At 66.7% G+C, this 17958-nt stretch carries 16 protein-coding genes; 5 read left to right on the top strand and 11 right to left on the bottom strand.

The window, feature by feature from the left end:
* The first annotated feature begins 9 nt into the window (after window positions 1-9).
* Both aspS and HNR11_RS10440 read left to right on the top strand, forming a co-directional pair.
* Window positions 10-1854, top strand: coding sequence for an aspartate--tRNA ligase (gene aspS, locus HNR11_RS10445; RefSeq protein ID WP_179442210.1), 1845 nt, complete (start codon window positions 10-12; stop codon window positions 1852-1854).
* A gap of 67 nt (window positions 1855-1921) precedes the next feature.
* On the top strand, window positions 1922-3436 hold the full coding sequence (locus HNR11_RS10440) for a replication-associated recombination protein A (RefSeq protein WP_343050652.1): 1515 nt from the start codon (window positions 1922-1924) through the stop codon (window positions 3434-3436).
* Window positions 3437-3655: 219 nt separating this feature from the next.
* On the opposite strand, the gene qcrB is transcribed toward HNR11_RS10440, so the two are convergent.
* The 4 genes from qcrB to ctaE form a co-directional block, all read right to left on the bottom strand.
* Window positions 3656-5383 (bottom strand): cytochrome bc1 complex cytochrome b subunit, encoded by a 1728-nt coding sequence (gene qcrB / locus HNR11_RS10435; RefSeq protein ID WP_179442209.1) that lies wholly within the window; start codon window positions 5381-5383, stop codon window positions 3656-3658.
* 5 nt (window positions 5384-5388) lie between these two features.
* Window positions 5389-6441 (bottom strand): cytochrome bc1 complex Rieske iron-sulfur subunit, encoded by a 1053-nt coding sequence (gene qcrA / locus HNR11_RS10430; protein WP_058889342.1) that lies wholly within the window; start codon window positions 6439-6441, stop codon window positions 5389-5391.
* A 62-nt stretch (window positions 6442-6503) separates the two neighbouring features.
* Complete coding sequence (qcrC, locus tag HNR11_RS10425; protein ID WP_179442208.1) at window positions 6504-7301, bottom strand: cytochrome bc1 complex diheme cytochrome c subunit; 798 nt, start codon at window positions 7299-7301, stop codon at window positions 6504-6506.
* A gap of 59 nt (window positions 7302-7360) precedes the next feature.
* A complete protein-coding gene (gene ctaE, locus HNR11_RS10420; protein ID WP_425488263.1) occupies window positions 7361-8008 on the bottom strand; it encodes an aa3-type cytochrome oxidase subunit III in 648 nt (215 codons plus the stop codon).
* A 200-nt stretch (window positions 8009-8208) separates the two neighbouring features.
* Between ctaE and trpD the strand changes: the two genes are divergently transcribed.
* Entirely contained in the window at window positions 8209-9291 is a 1083-nt protein-coding gene (gene trpD / locus HNR11_RS10415; protein ID WP_179442207.1) for an anthranilate phosphoribosyltransferase, read from the top strand.
* A 36-nt stretch (window positions 9292-9327) separates the two neighbouring features.
* Here trpD and def read toward each other — a convergent pair whose 3' ends face one another.
* From def to HNR11_RS10390, 5 genes are all read right to left on the bottom strand, one after another.
* Window positions 9328-9951, bottom strand: coding sequence for a peptide deformylase (gene def, locus HNR11_RS10410; RefSeq protein WP_179442206.1), 624 nt, complete (start codon window positions 9949-9951; stop codon window positions 9328-9330).
* Window positions 9952-10068: 117 nt separating this feature from the next.
* A complete protein-coding gene (ctaF, locus tag HNR11_RS10405; RefSeq protein WP_179442205.1) occupies window positions 10069-10470 on the bottom strand; it encodes an aa3-type cytochrome oxidase subunit IV in 402 nt (133 codons plus the stop codon).
* The gene (ctaD, locus tag HNR11_RS10400) at window positions 10470-12194 is read right to left on the bottom strand and encodes an aa3-type cytochrome oxidase subunit I (RefSeq protein ID WP_179442204.1); all 1725 of its coding nucleotides are present in this window, start codon (window positions 12192-12194) and stop codon (window positions 10470-10472) included. The genes ctaF and ctaD overlap by 1 nt, the downstream gene beginning before the upstream one ends.
* 2 nt (window positions 12195-12196) lie before the next feature.
* The gene (gene ctaC, locus HNR11_RS10395; protein WP_343050651.1) at window positions 12197-13072 is read right to left on the bottom strand and encodes an aa3-type cytochrome oxidase subunit II; all 876 of its coding nucleotides are present in this window, start codon (window positions 13070-13072) and stop codon (window positions 12197-12199) included.
* Window positions 13073-13495: 423 nt separating this feature from the next.
* Window positions 13496-13912 carry a HesB/IscA family protein gene (locus HNR11_RS10390; RefSeq protein ID WP_058889350.1) on the bottom strand — a complete coding sequence of 139 codons (417 nt, stop codon included), beginning with the start codon at window positions 13910-13912 and terminating at the stop codon, window positions 13496-13498.
* A gap of 130 nt (window positions 13913-14042) precedes the next feature.
* Between HNR11_RS10390 and HNR11_RS10385 the strand changes: the two genes are divergently transcribed.
* Entirely contained in the window at window positions 14043-14657 is a 615-nt protein-coding gene (locus tag HNR11_RS10385) for a DUF3043 domain-containing protein (protein ID WP_058889351.1), read from the top strand.
* A gap of 179 nt (window positions 14658-14836) precedes the next feature.
* Here the strand turns inward: HNR11_RS10385 and HNR11_RS10380 are convergent, their stop codons facing one another.
* Window positions 14837-15910 carry a quinone-dependent dihydroorotate dehydrogenase gene (locus HNR11_RS10380; RefSeq protein ID WP_179442202.1) on the bottom strand — a complete coding sequence of 358 codons (1074 nt, stop codon included), beginning with the start codon at window positions 15908-15910 and terminating at the stop codon, window positions 14837-14839.
* 54 nt (window positions 15911-15964) lie between these two features.
* Between HNR11_RS10380 and HNR11_RS10375 the strand changes: the two genes are divergently transcribed.
* On the top strand, window positions 15965-17068 hold the full coding sequence (locus tag HNR11_RS10375) for an alpha/beta hydrolase (RefSeq protein WP_179442201.1): 1104 nt from the start codon (window positions 15965-15967) through the stop codon (window positions 17066-17068).
* On the opposite strand, the gene HNR11_RS10370 is transcribed toward HNR11_RS10375, so the two are convergent.
* Window positions 17014-17829 carry an isoprenyl transferase gene (locus tag HNR11_RS10370; protein ID WP_179442200.1) on the bottom strand — a complete coding sequence of 272 codons (816 nt, stop codon included), beginning with the start codon at window positions 17827-17829 and terminating at the stop codon, window positions 17014-17016. The genes HNR11_RS10375 and HNR11_RS10370 overlap by 55 nt on opposite strands.
* Between the last annotated feature and the right edge of the window lie 129 nt (window positions 17830-17958).

The following is a 17958-nucleotide window of genomic DNA, read 5'->3' as shown; positions in this document are numbered from 1 at the left end:
AAGGACACCGTGCTTCGCACACACACCTCCGGCTCCCTCACCGCCGAGAACATAGGCCAGACCGTCACCCTCACCGGATGGGTGGCGCGACGCCGAGATCACGGCGGAGTGGCCTTCCTCGATCTGCGTGACTCCTCCGGCGTGGCCCAGGTCGTGGTGCGCGAGGAGGCCGACTTCGATCCGCTGCGCAACGAGTTCGTGCTGCAGGTGACCGGTTCCGTGGAACGCCGCCCGGCAGGCAACGAGAACCCCAACCTGCCCTCCGGTGAGGTCGAGGTCCTCGCCGAGACCGTCACCGTGCTCAACACCGCAGCGCCGCTTCCCTTCCAGATCGACGAGCATGTCGAGATCGGCGAAGAGGCGCGGCTGCGTCACCGCTACCTCGACATGCGCCGAGAGGGCCCGCAGCGTGCGCTGCGACTGCGCTCGGAGGCGAACCGGGTGGCCCGTGAGCTGCTGCATGAGCAGACCTTCACCGAGATCGAGACCCCCACGCTGACCCGCTCCACGCCCGAAGGGGCTCGCGACTTCCTGGTCCCGGCCCGCCTGGCTCCGGGTGCCTGGTACGCGCTGCCGCAGTCTCCGCAGCTGTTCAAGCAGCTGCTGCAGGTCGGCGGCTTCGAGAAGTACTACCAGCTGGCCCGCTGCTACCGCGACGAGGACTTCCGCGCCGACCGCCAGCCCGAGTTCACCCAGCTCGACATCGAAGCCAGCTTCGTGGACCAGGAGGACATCCTGGCCCTCTCCGAGGAGCTGGTGCGTCGGCTCTGGAAGCTCATCGACGTCGAGCTGCCCGCGCAGATCCCGCACATCACCTACCACGAGGCGATGGCCCGCTACGGATCGGACAAGCCGGACCTGCGCTTCGACCTGGAGCTCACCGAGCTCACCGAGTACTTCAAGGACACCCCGTTCCGGGTCTTCAAGGCCCCCTATGTCGGCGCCGTGGTGATGCCCGGAGGCGCCTCCCAGCCCCGCCGGACCCTCGATGCCTGGCAGGAATGGGCCAAGCAGCGCGGCGCCAAGGGCCTGGCCTATGTGCTCATCGCCGAGGACGGAGAACTCGGCGGACCGGTGGCGAAGAACCTCTCGGACGCGGAGAAGGCCGGACTGGCCGCCGCCACCGGGGCCTCCCCCGGTGACTGCATCTTCTTCGCCGCCGGAGAGGTCTCCCCCTCCCGCGGACTCCTTGGTGCCGCCCGCAATGAGATCGCGCACCGTGTCGGACTCATCGACGAATCGGCCTGGTCCTTCGTCTGGGTGGTCGACGCCCCGATGTTCGAACCCGCCGCCCAGGCCCAGGCCGCCGGCGACGTCGCAGTGGGCTCGGGTGCCTGGACCGCGGTGCACCACGCCTTCACCGCACCGAAGCCGGAGTTCGCCGAGAGCTTCGACACCGACCCGGCCTCCGCGCTGGCCAACGCCTATGACCTGGTCTGCAACGGCAACGAGATCGCGGGTGGTTCACTGCGCGTCTATCGCCGCGACGTCCAGGAGCGGATCTTCAAGGTCATGGGGATCCCCGAGGATGAGGCCCAGGAGAAGTTCGGTTTCCTGCTCGATGCCTTCAAGTTCGGAGCTCCCCCGCACGGCGGCATCGCCTTCGGCTGGGACCGGGTGGTCTCGCTGCTCGCCGGTGAGGACTCGATCCGCGAAGTCATCGCCTTCCCCAAGTCCGGTGGCGGCTACGATCCGCTGACCGCGGCGCCAGCTCCGATCACCGCGCAGCAGCGCAAGGAGGCTGGGGTGGACGCCAAGCCGGAGCCGGCGGCGGACACCACGCCGCAGGGAAAGAAACAGGAGAAGAAGCAGGACAAGGGTGAGGCGGCGGCTGAGGGAAAGTCCCAGGGCTGAACCGCACCGGGTAATCTAGGACGGATTCCTTTCGAATCTATCTACGAACCCAGCTGAAGGAGGCGCAGTGGCCGATCCCACCACGGGGGACCTCTTCGCCTCCGACGACTTCGGTGACGACGACGCGCCCGCCTCGCCCTCCACGGGTGAGGCGGGCGCGCGTCGTCGTCATACCCCGCTGGCGGTCAGGATGCGACCGCGCACCCTGACCGAGGTCCTGGGCCAGCAGCACCTGCTGGAACAGGGGTCCCCGCTGCGGGTCCTCGTCGAGGGCAACCGAGGCCCGGCCGGGGCCTCCTCGGTGATCCTCTACGGGCCCCCGGGCACGGGCAAGACCACCCTGGCCCATGTGCTCGCCCGCGGCGCTTCGCGGAAGTTCGTGGAGCTCTCCGCCATTCGAGCCGGCGTCAAGGACCTCCGCCAGGTGATGGACCGCGCGCTGGAGGACCGGGACCTGCGGGGGCAGACCACGGTGCTCTTCCTCGATGAGATCCACCGGTTCAACAAGGCGCAGCAGGACGCCCTGCTGCCCGGTGTGGAGAACGGCTGGGTGATCCTGGTCGCGGCGACCACGGAGAACCCCTCCTTCTCGATCATCGCTCCGCTGCTCTCCCGCTCGCTGATGCTCACCCTGCGCCCGCTGACCCAGGATGACCTCTCCGGGCTGATCACCCGAGCGCTTGAGGACACCCGGGGGCTGGACTCGGCCTTCGAGCTCGAGGACGCCGCGCGGGACCATATCCTGCGCATGGCCGGAGGTGACGCGCGCCGGGTGCTGACCACCCTGGAGGCAGCTGCCGCGGTGGCCATGGGCCGCTCCCCCGAGGATGCGACCGAGCCCGCCGCGAGAGCCGGCCACGAGACCCCCGAGGCTGCCGGGGAGGACACCTCCTCCGAGGGCGCTCTTCCCGAGGCTGAGGCCCAGCCGGGCTCCACTGTGGTGATCACCGCCCGGGACGCCGAGCAGGCCATGGACTTCGCCGTCCAGCGCTATGACCGGGACGGGGACCAGCACTATGACATCGTCTCGGCGTTCATCAAGTCGCTGCGCGGCTCGGACCCGGACGCGGCGCTGCACTACCTGGCCCGGATGGTGGTGGCCGGGGAGGATCCACGGTTCATCGCCCGCCGGCTGGTCATCGCCGCAGGCGAGGAGGTGGGCATGGCCGATCCCACAGCGCTGCAGACCGCCATGGCCGCCGCTGACGCCGTGCAGCTGATCGGCATGCCGGAGGCGCGGATCCTGCTCGCCCAGGCCACGGTGCACATCGCCACCGCACCGAAGTCCAATGCCTCCTATAAGGCTCTGGACGCCGCCATCGCCGATGTGCGGGCGGGCAGGTCTGGTGCGGTCCCGCTTCATCTGCGCGACGCGCACTATGCCGGCGCGCAGCGGATGGGACACGGCAAGGGCTACGTCTATGCCCACGATGCCCCGCACCACGTCGCCGCCCAGCAGTATGTCCCCGACGAGCTGATCGGCGTGGACTACTACAAGCCCACGGGCAACGGAGCGGAGCGGGCGCTCGGCGAGCGTCTGGAGAAGCTGCGTTCGATCATCCGGGGCGCGCAGAAGGGCTAGCGGCCCCACACCGGCAAGAGCTGAGCCAGGGTCCTGGGCAAGACTCCGGGGTCCGGGCTCCAGGCTCCCGGGTCTGGGTCCAGAGCCAGGGCGGCAAGCTCTGCCACGGCAGCGCCGGGCGCCACGAGAAAGCGGCCGCCTCCCCAGAGGGAGACAGCCGCTTTCTCGTGTTCAGCCCTGGGTCAGCACTGGCTGGGGCTGATCAGGACCTCAAGGTTCTCAGCGCTTCTTGGACTCGATCGCTCCGACCGAGCCGGCTGGCAGCTCGGCGGCGGTCTCGTGGTGATCGTGGGAGAGCGCCTCGAGGTACTCCTCCCGGCTCACCGGGGCCACCCGATCCTCGAAGAAGGTCCGGTTCAGTCGGACTCGGGACTTCTCCAGCAGGCCGACCTTGCCTTTGGCGTTCGGGCGGGCCGGGGTGACCTCGGGTGAGTCGTAGGAGACCAGGGTGTAGAGCTCGTAGTCACTGACCCGGGTGTGCTTCTCGCGGAACTCACCGTGCGGCAGCATCTCGATCACGCCTGCCTCGTTGCCGTGGAGCACGATCTCGCGATCCTTGCGCTGCAGCGCCAGGCAGATCCGCTTGGTGATGATGAACGCCAGGATCGGACCGGCGAAGAACAGCACCCGGAGCCAGATGATCACGTCGTTGAGCGAGAGCGCGAAGTGCGTGGCCATCAGGTCCGAGGACGCAGCACCCCACATGATCAGGTACCAGACCACCATGGCCACACCGAAGGCGGTGCGTCCGGGGACGTTGCGCGGTCGGTCGAGGATGTGGTGTTCCTTCTTGTCCCCGGTGATCCATGCCTCGATCCAGGGCCACACGAAGATGCCCAGCAGCAGCACCGTGATCGGCAGCATCGGGATCAGCACCGGCAGCGCCACGCTGTTCCCGCCCCACGGCGTGGGAAGGACGAACTCCAGCGGGATGTCCCCGATATAGCCGGGCATCAGGCGCAGCACGCCGTCGAACCATCCGATGTACCAGTCGGGCTGGGTGCCGGCCTGGACCGGTGACGGATCGTAGGGCCCGTAGTTCCACAGCGCGTTGATCTGGAACGTGCCGGCGAGCAGCGCCAGCACGCCGAAGACCACGAAGAAGAACCCGCCGGCCTTGGCTGCGTAGACCGGTCCGACCGGGTAGCCGACCACATTGCGTTCGGTGCGGCCCGGGCCGGGGTACTGGGTGTGCTTGTGCACGACCACCATGAACAGGTGGACCGCGATCAGGATCAGGATCACTGCGGGAATGATGAAGATGTGCAGCGAGTACAGCCGCGGGATGACCTCGTCGCCGGGGAACTCCCCGCCGAAGAGGAAGAAGGAGATGTAGGTGCCGACCATCGGGATGGCCTTGAGCATGCCGTCGATGATCCGCAGACCGTTGCCCGAGAGGACCTCATCGGGCAGCGAGTAGCCGGTGAAGCCAGCCCCGAGACCGGCGACCAGCAGCGTGGCTCCGACGACCCAGTTCAGCTCACGGGGCTTGCGGAATGCGCCGGTGAAGAACACCCGGAGCATGTGGATCGACATCGCCATGACGAACATCAGCGCGCCCCAGTGGTGCAGCTGACGCATGAAGAGCCCGCCGCGCACATCGAAGGAGAGCTCGAGCGCTGTGGCGTATGCGGTGGACATCTCCACGCCCTGCATCGGGGCGTAGGACCCGTCGTACTGGGTGCTGGTCATCGAGGGATCGAACCAGAAGGTCAGGAAGGCCCCGGAGATCACGGTGATGACGAAGCTGTAGAGCGCGACCTCGCCGAACATGAACGTCCAGTGGTCTGGGAAGACCTTGCGGCCGAACTCCCGGACCATGCCGGTGCCGCCCACACGCTGATCGACATAGTTCGCGATCTTTCCGGTGCGGGTCCCCGGCTGGTACTGGTCGACCTCGGAGTACTGCTCCTCGGTGTATTTGGATTCTAGAGACTGAGTGCTCATGAGATTTAGCCACGCTCCCAGTAGGTCGGGCCGACGGGTTCAGTGAAGTCGCTGCGCGCGATGAGGAAGCCCTCATCGTCCACCGTGATAGGAAGCTGGGGCAGCGGGCGGCCTGCCGGACCGAAGATGACCTTGAACTCCTCAGCGGCGTCAAAGGTCGACTGGTGGCAGGGGCACAGCAGGTGGTGGGTGTGGCGCTCGTAGAGCGCCACCGGGCAGCCCACATGTGTGCAGACCTTGGAGCAGGCGATGATCCCCTCGTACTTCCAGTCCTCACGGCCCGGGGTCACGTCCTGGAAGTCTTCTGGGTTCATCCGGATGAGCAGCACGACGGCCTTGGCCTTCTCGGCCAGGCGGTCGCCGTGCCCGGAGACCTCACGCAGGGTCTCAGGGACCACGTGGACTGCGGAGCCCACGGTGAGGTCGGAGGCGCGGATCGGGGTGCCGGTGGGGTCACGCACCAGGCGCACCCCCTCCTCCCAGAGCGAGTGACGCATCCGCTCGACGCCGAAGTCCTCGGAGCGATCCAGATCGCGGAAGACGACGACGGCGGGAAGCGGGGCCAGCAGCGCTGCACCGATGAGCGTGTTGCGCAGCAGCGGGCGACGCTTGATCTGGGTCTCGTCGACGATCTCGTTGACCGTCTGGGCAGCCTCGGCGCGCTCTGCCTCCTTGCGAAGCGGCTTGCGGTCCTCGATCACCTCGTGGTCCGGCATGAGCGCACGGGCCCACTGCACGACGCCGAGTCCGATGCCGAGCATCGCGAAGGCCACACCGATGCCGAGCAGGGTGTTCTGCAGCCGCAGCATCTGGAGATCACCGTCGGTCACCCCGACCGCGAAGTAGCCGATGAAGAACATCACCGTGCCGATGATCGAGATCAGGAAGAGCGCGGAGACCTGCCGCTCAGCGCGCTTGGCGGCCTTCTCGTCCGCGTCTGTCAACCGCGGGCGGTGCGGGGGCAGGCCGGGATTGTCGATGGCATAGCCGCTCGACCTTCCGTCGCCTGCTTTGATGACGGCGCCCGAGTTCGGACCGCCGTTACCGTGCTCGCCCATATGGTTCTCGTCCTTTGCTTCAGTGTTGAGGTGTGCGGGTGCTTTTCAGCTGCCAGTGGGGTTCAGGAGGACCGTGAGGTCAGCCAGACCATGGAGCCGATCAGGAGGGCCAGGCCGAGGGTCCAGATCAGCAGACCCTCCGAGACCGGTCCCAGCGAGCCCAGCGAGAACCCGCCCGGCACGCCTTGAGATTCGTTGTTCTTCAAGAAGGCGATGATGTCGCGCTTGTCTTCCGGCGGGATGTTCGAGTCGTTGAACTCCGGCATGTTCTGCGGGCCGGTGACCATGGCCGAGTAGATGTGCCGGGATTCCACGCCGTCCAGGGAGGGCGCGTACTTGCCCTCGGTCAGCGCACCGCCGGCGGCGGCGGCGTTGTGGCACATGGCGCAGTTGATGCGGAACAGCTCACCACCGCGGGCGATGTTGCCCTGCTCCACGTCGAGGTACTCCTCGGACGGAACGGCAGGGCCCGAACCCAGGGATGCGACATAGGCGGAGAGCTGCATGGTCTGTTCGTCGTTGAACTGAGCCGGCTTCTTCTGGGCCTGCGGGCCGGACATCTGCATCGGCATGCGCCCGGTGCCGACCTGGAAGTCCACCGAGGCCGCACCGGAGCCGATCAGCGAGGGACCGGCGTCGGAGCCCTGTGCATTGATCCCGTGACAGGTCGCGCAGTTGGCCACGAAGAGGCGTTCGCCCTCCTCCACGTCTGAGGCGGAGTAGACGTCTGCAGTGTTGGTCGCCTGAGCCTCGTTGATGGAGGTCGCCGCGGCGTAGAGCCCTCCGGTGAGCAAGAGGCCCAGGAGGAGCAGCGCCACTGCCGCGAGCGGGTGGCGACGCTTCTGTGAGAGTGCCTTCACGTGCCGGTTCCTAACTTTTCGATGCGATACAAGCTGGTGTGCTTCAGCTGGTGCTGTGATCAGGCGAACAGCGGCAGCAGGTAGACGATGCCGAACAGCGCGATCCACACGACGTCGACGAAGTGCCAGTAGTACGAGACGACGACGGCGGCGTGAGCCTCCTTGTGGGTGAACTTCACGCTGAAGTACGCCCGCGCCACCACGTAGAGGAAGGCGATCAGACCGCCGATCACGTGAAGTCCGTGGAAGCCTGTGGTGATGTAGAAGGCCGAGCCGAAGGCGTTCGAGGAGACGGTGATCCCATGGGAGACCATCACGGCGAACTCATAGGTCTGACCACCGATGAAGATGGCGCCCATGATGAACGAGAGGATGTACCACTCGACCATGCCCCAGTGCTGGACCTGCAGTGCGCCCCCGGTGCGTCGCGGCTGGTGCCGCTCGGCGGCGAAGACACCGAACTGAGCCGTCACCGAGCTGGCGACCAGGATCACCGTGATCGTGGTGGCCAGTGGGATGTCCAGCTCGCTGGCACCCTCGGCGAACATCTCAGACTGCGTGGAACGCAGCGTGAAGAACATGGCGAACAGGCCGGCGAAGAACATGAGCTCGCTGGTGAGCCAGACCATGGTGCCCACGGACACCATGTTCGGACGGTTCGGCAGCGTGCGCGCCGGGGCGATGGGGGCTTGGGTTGCAGACGTCACGCATTCATTATGTCCTGAAACCCCAACGGTTTGCGACACCGATGACTCTTACGGCGTGGTTCCAGATCCTTGTCAGCGGGCGGATTCCGCGCCATTCCCAGGATCCGCCAAGGTGGAGCCGGTCAAAAAAGTCGACAATATTTCTACAGCGTGTCGAAATTGGACGGAACGGCGGGCCGGTGGGCCGATAGTCTGGGGCTGTGAATCCTCAGAACACCGCTGCTGCACTCTCCCGCGCGACTCCCCTGCCCGCGAGCTGGCCCGAGCTGCTGGAGACCCTGCTCGGCGGCGAGCACCTCCCCTCGGAGACCTCCGCCTGGGCCATGGAGCAGCTGATGGGCGGGTCCCTGAGCGACGGCCAGATCGCGGCGTTCCTGGTGGCGCTGCGCGCCAAGGGCGAGGTCGCCGAGGAACTGATCGGACTCAGCGCCACGATGCTGGACAAGGCCGTCCCGCTGAGCATTCCGGGGCCCACCTTGGACATCGTCGGGACCGGCGGGGACATGCTGGGCACCGTGAACATCTCGACCATGGCATCGCTGACCGCGGTGGGCGCAGGAGCCCGGGTCGTCAAACACGGCAACCGGGGCGCCTCCAGCACCGCCGGAGCCGCAGACGTGATCGAGGCGCTCGGAGTGGACCTGAGCATGAGCACCCAGGACGTGGCCCGCGCCGCCGAGGAGGTCGGGATCACCTTCCTCTTCGCGCAGAGCTTCCACCCCGCGATGCGCCATGTGGGACCGGTGCGTCGCCAGCTGGGCATCCGCACCGTGTTCAACTTCCTGGGCCCGCTCTCGAACCCGGCGCGGGTCACGGCCCAGGCGCTGGGCTGCGCGAGCCCCACCCTGGCGCCGAGGATGGCAGAGGTCCTCGCGCTGCGAGGCACCCGCGGCCTGGTGTTCCGTGGACAGGACGGTCGGGACAAGATCACCACCTCTGCCGCCACCGACATCTGGGAGGTCCGCTCCGGAGAGGTCACCCAAACCGTCCTGGAGCCCGAGGATGTCGGCCTGCCCCGGGTGGCGGTCGAGGACCTGCGCGGCGGATCCGGGACGCAGAACGCCCAGATCGTCCAGCGGATGCTCTCCGGCGAGCCAGGACCTGTCCGGGACGCCGTGGTGCTCAATGCCGCCGCTGGGCTCACCAGCTTCGATGAGCAGGCGGAGGGCCCCTTGGTGGACCGGCTCGCCAGCAACATGCGCCGCGCCGAGGAGTCCATCGATTCCGGGGCCGCCGCAGAGGTGCTGCGCCGCTGGGTGGCGTTCAGCCGCAGTGTGGGCTGAGGCGCTCAGAATGACCGGTGCCCTGAGCGCACAGACTCAGGGGCTCTCCCGGGTCCCCACGGGCTCCTCGGCAGCTTCAGACTCGTCATGGCCGAAGGGGTCCGGGTCGACTCCGGGAAGCCAGTTCAGACCGGGCTGATTCCAGCCCTCCTTCTTCACGACCTTCTTCCAGCGCCGAGCCCACTTGGGGTCCAGACGGTTGACGTAGAGGTAGCCGTCCAGGTGGTCGTATTCGTGCTGCAGGATCCGGGCGAACCAGCCGGTGGCCTCGAACCGCAGCGGCTCGCCGTCGAGGTCCAGCCCGGTGATCTCCACATGCTCGCTGCGCTTGAGCGGGTAGTTGTATCCCGGTGCCGAGAGGCAGCCCTCTGACTCCTCCTCGGGGTCGGCGGCCTCCTTGGAGACCTTGCCGATCAGGCGCAGCCGCGGGTTGATGATCACTCCCCGGGAGGGCTGATCACCGGAGTCGGCGAAGCTGTAGGTGAAGATGCGCAGTCCCACCCCGACCTGCGGCGCCGCCAGGCCAACGCCATGCGCGGCGTCCTGGGTCTCGACCATATCGGCCACGAGCTCGCGGATGGAGTCATCGATCCTCTCCACCTCCTGCGCGCGTCGGTGGAGCACGGGTTCTCCGTGGATGGTGATGGGGCGGATCGTCATAGCAAGGATTCTACGCACCGCCAAGGCGTCCCGGGTACGCGAAAGCCCGCCGTGAGTCGATGCTCACGGCGGGCTTTCTGAGACCCTGGGATCAGTCGCTTGTTGCGAGCGGCAGGGTCAGTGCGCGTAGCGCTTGCGGTTGAACTCCAGCACCCAGCCGGTGACGAAGAACAGGCCAGGGATCAGCGCGATGAAGAACACCCACCAGTCGAAGGCCAGGCCGAAGAACGCGAAGGCGGCGGAGAACCCGAGGCCCAGCGGCCACCAGCTCCACGGCGCGAACTCGCCGTAGTTGCCGGCCATGTGCTCGATCTCGCCCTCAGGGTTGTCCCCGTCGAGCACGTCGTGGTTCTTCGCGACCATCCGCAGGTAGAACCACAGCATGAACCCCATGCCGGCAGTGAGCAGCAGCAGCGGGAATCCGGCGAGGTCCGAGAATCCGCTCCAGAACCCGTAGATGAAGGCCACGATCAGGACGAAGACGCCCAGCCCGAGGAACAGGCCGATATTTGCTTTCATCAGACGCCTTCCTTGTCCTGCTGATCCGCTGGTCCGAAGATCTTGCCTGCAGGTGTCTGCAGGGTATGCCGGTCAGCGAGCTCTGGGTGGTGCAGATCCAGCGCGGGGCGCTCGGAGCGGATCCGCGGCAGCGAGTAGAAGTTGTGCCGCGGTGGCGGGCAGGAGGTCGCCCACTCCAGGGAGCCGCCGAAGCCCCAGGGATCGTCCACGAGCACCTTCTTGCCGTTGCGCGAGGTGATCCAGACGTTCCAGAAGAACGGGATCAGCGAGGCGCCCAGCAGGATGGAGAACACGGTGGAGAACTGGTTCATCGTGGTGAACCCGTCTTCGACCATGTAGTCCGCGTAACGACGCGGCATGCCCATGACGCCGAGCCAGTGCTGGATCATGAATGTCCCGTGGAAGCCGATGAAGAGCATCCAGAAGTTGATCTTGCCCAGACGCTCGTTGAGCATCTTGCCGGTCCACTTCGGCCACCAGAAATAGAATCCGGCGAACATCGCAAAGACCACGGTGCCGAACACCACGTAGTGGAAGTGCGCCACCACGAAGTAGGTGTCGGAGAGGTGGAAGGTCAGCGGCGGGGCGGCCAGAATGATGCCGGTGAGACCGCCGAAGAGGAAGGTCACCAGGAATCCCAGGCTCCAGAGCATCGGCGTCTCGAAGGTCAGCGACCCTCGCCAGAGCGTGCCGATCCAGTTGAAGAACTTCACCCCGGTGGGCACCGCGATCAGCATGGTCATCAGCGCGAAGAACGGCAGCAGCACCGCTCCGGTGACGTACATGTGGTGCGCCCACACGGTCACCGAGAGCGCAGCGATGGCGATCGTCGCGTAGACCAGGCCCTTATAGCCGAAGATCGGCTTGCGGCTGAACACCGGGAGGATCTCCGAGACGATGCCGAAGAAGGGCAGGGCGATGATGTAGACCTCGGGGTGACCGAAGAACCAGAACAGGTGCTGCCAGAGGATCGCGCCGCCGGCCTCAGGGTCGAAGATGTGGCCGCCGAAGCGCCGGTCCAGGCCGAGCCCGAACAGCGCCGCCGCCAGGGGCGGGAAGGCCATCAGCACCAGGATCGAGGTGATCAGGGTGTTCCACACGAAGATCGGCATCCGCCACATGGTCATGCCCGGGGCGCGCATGCAGATGATGGTGGTGATGAAGTTCACGCCACCCATGATCGTGCCGAAGCCGGTCAGCGCGAGTCCGAACACCCAGAGGTCTCCACCGACTCCCGGTGAGTATGTGGTGTCCGAGAGCGGCGCGTAGGCGAACCAGCCGAAGGAGGCCGCGCCCTGCGGGGTGAGGAATCCGGCCATGGCCACGAGGGCTCCGAAGAGGAAGAACCAGAAGGCCAGCGCGTTCAGACGCGGGAAGGCCACATCTGGTGCACCGATCTGCAGCGGCATGATCACGTTGGCGAAGCCGGCGAAGAGCGGCGTCGCGAACATCAGCAGCATCACCGTGCCGTGCATGGTGAAGAGCTGGTTGTACTGCTCCTTCGTCTGCAGCAGCTGCATCCCTGGCTCGAAGAGCTCAGCGCGGATCAGCAGCGCCATCACGCCGCCCACGCAGAAGAACAGGAAAGAGGTGATCAGGTACATGTAGCCGATCACCTTGTGATCGGTGGTCGTCAGCCAGTTGACGACGACCTTCCCCTTGGAGCGGGGAACGACGCGTGAGACTTCACGCGATTCGTCGGCGGTGTATTCGAGGGTCGCCACAGTCAGTCGTCCCCTTCGGTTCCGGCCACGTTTTCGTGGAGGTTCGGGTTGCGGTCGTACTCGTCACCGAGCTGACCTTCGGGCAGGGTCTGTAGATAGTCGCGGAACTCTTCATCCGTGACCACCTCCACGTTGAAGAGCATCTCTGAGTGGTACTCGCCGCAGAGCTCGGCACACTTGCCGTCGAAGCTTCCCAGCTCTTGCGGGGTCAGGTGGATCTCATTGGTCCGCCCTGGCACCATGTCGCGCTTCTGCAGGAAGGCGGGGATCCAGAAGGAGTGGATGACGTCGCGGGCGTTGAGCTCGAAGGTGACGGGCTCATCCACCGGAAGGTAGAGGGTGGGCAGCGTCTCACGCACGCCCTCTTCTCCGTCAAGCTCCGCCTGGACGCCGGCGAAGTAACGCTCTTCGCCTTCGTAGTTGTAGTTGAAGTCCCAGGCCCACTGCTTGCCACGGACATCGATCACCAGATTGGGATCCTCATAGGGCTCGTCCACCGAGCGCTGCACCTCGTTGGTGTAGAAGAACAGCACGCCCACCATGACCAGCGGGACGATGGTGTACATGATCTCCAGCGGCACGTTGTACGCGATCTGACGCGGGTAGCCGGTCTCACCCTTGCGGCGACGGTAGGCGATCATGCACCAGAGCATCAGCGCCCAGGTGATCAGCCCTACGATCAACGCCGCGATCCAGGAGTTGACCCACAGGTCCGTCAACTCCGCGGTGTTGCTGGTGGTGTCTCGGCTGCCTGGCAGCCAACCCCTCGATGCTGGGTTATCCCCGGAGCAGGCGCTGAGCGCCAGTGCCGCCACGCTGGCCAGTGCAGTAACTTTCAATGCACGGCCTCGGCTGCCGGTTCGTTTATGCGAACTCACAGACGGCCCTTCCTCTATCTCGATGTGCGAATGTTGCACCCGTTCGTGGGCCTCTGGCCGCGCTGTGCGCAGAGTTCGGACCACCATGGACGCTTCGCGCTCAAGACTACTACGTCCTGTAGAGCACCGGGAGGACGGACACCCGCGCCGGTCGCATCTGATCTGCTTCTTCAACGGCGGACGGAGGGTCCTAGAGACGAGAAAACTCCGCTTCTACCCCGTGTAGAAAACGGGGGAAGCGGAGTTCTGCTCGTCTCAGGCAGCGCCTAGATTCGCCGCCGATATGTCTGCTTTGTGACGCTGTGACTCCTCGAACCGTGCCGTGATCCGCGCCCTGACCGGCCGGGAATCCCGCAGCGCTTGATTCGTCAGGCGGATGCTTGGAGGATTCCGGGTCGATCCTGGCGTGGAGCGGCGGGTCGGTCAGTGGAAGGAGTCGCCGCAGGCGCAGGAACCGCCTGCGTTGGGGTTATCGATCGTGAACCCCTGCTTGGAGATGGAGTCCTCGAAGTCGATCTTCGCGCCCTCGAGGTAGGGCACGCTCATCTTGTCCACGACGACCTCGACGCCGCTGAAGTCCCGCAGCGCGTCGCCGTCGAGGACCCGCTCGTCGAAGTAGAGCTGATAGATCAGACCCGAGCAGCCTCCGGGCTGCACGGCCACACGCAGTCGCAGGTCCTCACGGCCCTCCTGCTGCAGCAGCGAGGAGACCTTCTGCGCTGCGGTCTCACTCAGTTCGACCTGGTGGGTCTTGAAACCATCGACGGCGGAGCCGCCGATCTCCGCGGATTCGGTCTGGGCGGCGGACCCGGCGGCGGTGTCCTGGGTGGTGGTGCTCATGGCATACACCTCTCTCGTTGTAGCGGCAGGCCTGTGCTCTACGGTAACAACGCATGGGGCTGCTGGGTTCATTCCCGCACACGGAAACGCTGCCAGGCTTGGGGTCCATTATTCCCGCTACACTGGCGGGGTGCTAGGACGTAAGAAGAACAATGCCGAGAAGACCGCCCAAGCCGAAGCTGAGGCTGCGGCTGCCCGGGCCGAGGCCCAGAACACCAGGCGCCAGCCTGAGAAGAAGGGTGTGCCGACCCCGAAGCGCAGCCAGCAGCAGGCGGCCCGCAAGCGTCCCCTGGTGCAGAACGACCGCAAGGTCGCCCGTGCCGCCCAGCGGCAGCAGATGGCTGACCAGCGGGTGAAGATGCGCCGGGCGATGGAGACCGGTGAGGAGAAGTACCTCCCACCGCGTGACCGTGGACCGCAGCGCCGCTTCGTGCGTGACTACGTCGACGCCCGATTCGGCATCGGTGAATGGATGCTCATCCTGGTGCTGGTGTTCCTCTTCGCCTCCTTTGTGATGAACGAGGAGATGCGGATCATCGTCAGCCAGATCCTGTGGCTCTTCGTGCTCGCGGTCCTGGTCGAGGCCGTCTGGGTCGGACGGCTCGTGCGCAAGAAGGTCGACGCGAAGTTCGGCGTGGAGAACCGGGAGCGAGGTCTGCCGTTCTACGCCGCGATGCGCGCGCTGCAGATCCGCCGGCTGCGCCTGCCCAAGCCTCAGGTGGCCCGCGGCCACTTCCCCGCCTGAGCAGCACCCCACCGACTCAGCGATTCAGCGGCGCTGCGCCGACTGAGCACCAGTCCGCTTCCAGAACAGGGCCTCGCCATGACGGCGGGGCCCTGTTCTGCATGCTCACAACCGCCGGCTCGCGGCAGTCACCTCAGCGGCTTCGCAGTACCCACGTCAGCGGCTTCGCAGCAGTCACATCAGCCGCTTCGCAGGAGTTCGGCCAGGCGGCGGTTAATCCGGCGCACCCAGAACGGGCCTTCGTAGACGAAGGCCGTGTAGCCCTGGACCAGGTCCGCGCCGAGCGCGAGCCGCTCCGCGACGTCGTCTCCTGAGGTCACTCCCCCGACCGAGATGATCGCTGTGGTGCGCGGGAGTGCGGCGCGCAGCCGGACCAGCACCTGCTTCGAGCGCTCTGCAAGCACCGGACCGCTGAGCCCGCCGGCCCCCGCGGCCTGGACCTGCTCGTCGTCACTGTGTAGACCCTCCCGGGAGATCGTCGTGTTGGTCGCGATGACCCCGTCCAGCCCGAGGTCGGTGACCAGGGCACCCACCGCGTCGACGTCGTCGTCGGCAAGGTCCGGGGCGATCTTCACCAGCAGCGGCACGTGGCGCTGCGCGGCGTCGTCGGCCGCGGCCCCGACCGCGCTCAGCAGCGGGCGCAGCGAGTCGATGTCCTGGAGCGCACGCAGCCCCGGGGTGTTCGGCGAGGACACGTTGACCACCAGATAATCCGCCACCGGCGCCAGCATCCGGGTGGAGACCAGATAGTCCTCGGTGGCGTTCTCCAGCGGGGTCAGTTTGGTCTTGCCGATGTTCACCCCGATCACCGGGGCGTGCCGACGGTCGCGCTTCATCCGGGAGATCCGGTCTCGGATCTGCTCCAGCCGCGGGCGGACCGCCTCGGCGCCGTCGTTGTTGAAGCCCATCCGGTTGATCAGCGCGCGGTCCTTCACCAGACGGAACATCCGAGGGCGCGGATTCCCCGGCTGCGCGGCCGCGGTGACCGTGCCGATCTCGATGTGCCCGAAGCCCATGGCGGCCAGCGGGAGCACGGAGGTGGCGCCCTTGTCGAAGCCCGCGGCCAGCCCGAACGGTGAGGGCCAGTCCAGTCCCAGGGCACGGACCCGCAGCGACTCCTCCGGGCGGCACAGCCGCTCCAGGACCCGACCGGCACCGACCCGGTGACCGAGCCGCAGGCCGGAGACGACCAGGCGATGGGCCTGCTCGGGATCGATCCGGGTGAAGACGGTCTGGAAGACGAAGCGGTACATGGCTCCCATCCTAGGATGCCGGCGCGCTCGACGTTGCCTCATAAGATGGAGTCCATGGACGAACTGCTCGAGGACTCCCCGGTCGGAGTCTGGTCACCTGATCATCTGCCTGGCTGCAAGCGACTGACCCTGCCGCTGGGCGAGGATGAGGAGGGCCCGGTGAGCGCGACGCTGGTGAGCTACTCACCAGATCCCGAGCAGCAGTCGGTCCAGGACGAGCGTCCCGGAGAGGCCGAGGCGGTGGCTGCGGCGAAGAACTCCCCCGCCGAGCCCGAGCACCCCCCGGAGCTGGCCCCGGTGCTGCACATCCACGGCTGGGCGGACTACTTCTACAACATCCCCATGGCTCGCCGCTGGCAGAGCTGGGGACGTCCCTTCTACGCCCTGGACCTGCGCAAATACGGTCGCAGCCTGCGAAGCTGGCAGACCCCGGGCTACGTCGATGACCTGGCCACCTACGACGCCGACATCGAGGCCGCGCTGGCAGAGATCCGTGCGCTGCACCCGGACGCCCCGGCGCCGATTCTTCAGGCGCACTCCACCGGCGGTCTGGTCGCGGCGCTGTGGGCGCAGCGCAACCCCGGTGAGATCAGCGCCCTGGTGCTCAACAGCCCGTGGCTGGAACTCTCCGGCGATGTGGCGGCGCGCACCGCCACCGAAGGGATCCTGGCACCGCTGGGACAGTTCTCCCCCACCCGGGCGTTGAAGCTGCCCGCCATCGACAACTATTGGCAGACCCTCTCGGACCAGGCGCAGGGCGAGTGGACCCTGCACCCGCAGTGGCGTCCGCGCACCTCCTTCCCGATCCGGGTGGGGTGGATGCGGGCAGTGCTGGCCGGTCACCGCAGGGTCCACGAGGGACTGGGGCTGCAGCTGCCGATCCTGGTGCTGCTCTCCGGCGCCACCGCCTACCGGCGGCACTGGACCGAGGAGCTCCAGGAATCAGATTCCGTGCTCGATGTGGAGCTGCTGGCGCGGCGCTCGGTCAAGCTCGGGGATCAGGTCACGGTGGTCCGGGTGCACCGGGCGATCCACGACGTGTTCGCCTCAGAGGAGTCCGTGCGCACCCGTGCGCTGGACGAGGTGCACCGCTGGCTGCGGGCCTATGCCCCCGACGCCGAGCGTCCCAGCGAGAACCTGTCCACGGCCGCCCCATAGCGGCGATCCCGCCGGGCGTAGATCTCCACCGCCTCCCACAGCGTGGTGCGGTCCACGTCGGGCCAGAGCACGTCCATGAACACCAGCTCGGCGTAGGCGGACTGCCAGAGCAGGAAGTTCGAGATCCGCTGCTCCCCGGAGCTGCGCAGGAAGAGGTCGACGTCGGGAAGGTCGGGCTCGTCCAGGTGGGCCGCCACGGTCTTCTCGGTGATCTTCCGCGGGTCCATCCGGCCGGCGGCGACCTCGGCGGCGATCAGCTTCACCGCGTCGGTGATCTCCGCGCGACCGCCGTAGTTCACACACATGGTCAGCGTGAACCGGGTGTTCCCAGCGGTGAGCTCCTCGGAGGTCTCCAGCTCCTTGATCACCGAGCGCCAGAGCCGACCAGGCTGTCCGTTCCAACGGATCCGCACGCCCCAGGAATGCAGCACATCGCGCTGCCGGCGCAGCACCTCGCGGGAGTAGCCCATTAGGAACCGCACCTCATCGGGTGAGCGTTTCCAGTTCTCGGTGGAGAAGGCATAGACGCTGATGTGCTTCACGCCGATCTCGATGGCGCCGGCAATCACATCCATCAGCGCGGCCTCACCGGCTCGGTGGCCTTCGGTGCGTGGGAGTCCGCGCTGATTCGCCCAGCGCCCGTTGCCGTCCATCACGATCCCGACGTGGTCCGGCACCAGCTCCGGGGGCAGCTGTGGTGCGGTGACGCCCTCGCGGTGTGGGGCTGGATCCTGATGACTCGACGAGGACATGGCGTTCATTCTTCCATGCCGCCCGGATCAGCGCGGTACGGCCGCGGCATCGGTCTCTCCGGCACCTTGGCCTCCGACACGGCCAGGGTCCTATCGGTGCGGGTGTCGCTGGCGCGGGTCTGCGGGTGTCGCTGGCGC

Origin of the sequence: Nesterenkonia sandarakina, assembly GCF_013410215.1 — a bacterium.
GTDB lineage: Bacteria > Actinomycetota > Actinomycetes > Actinomycetales > Micrococcaceae > Nesterenkonia > Nesterenkonia sandarakina.
This window is presented reverse-complemented; position numbering and strand designations above follow the sequence as displayed.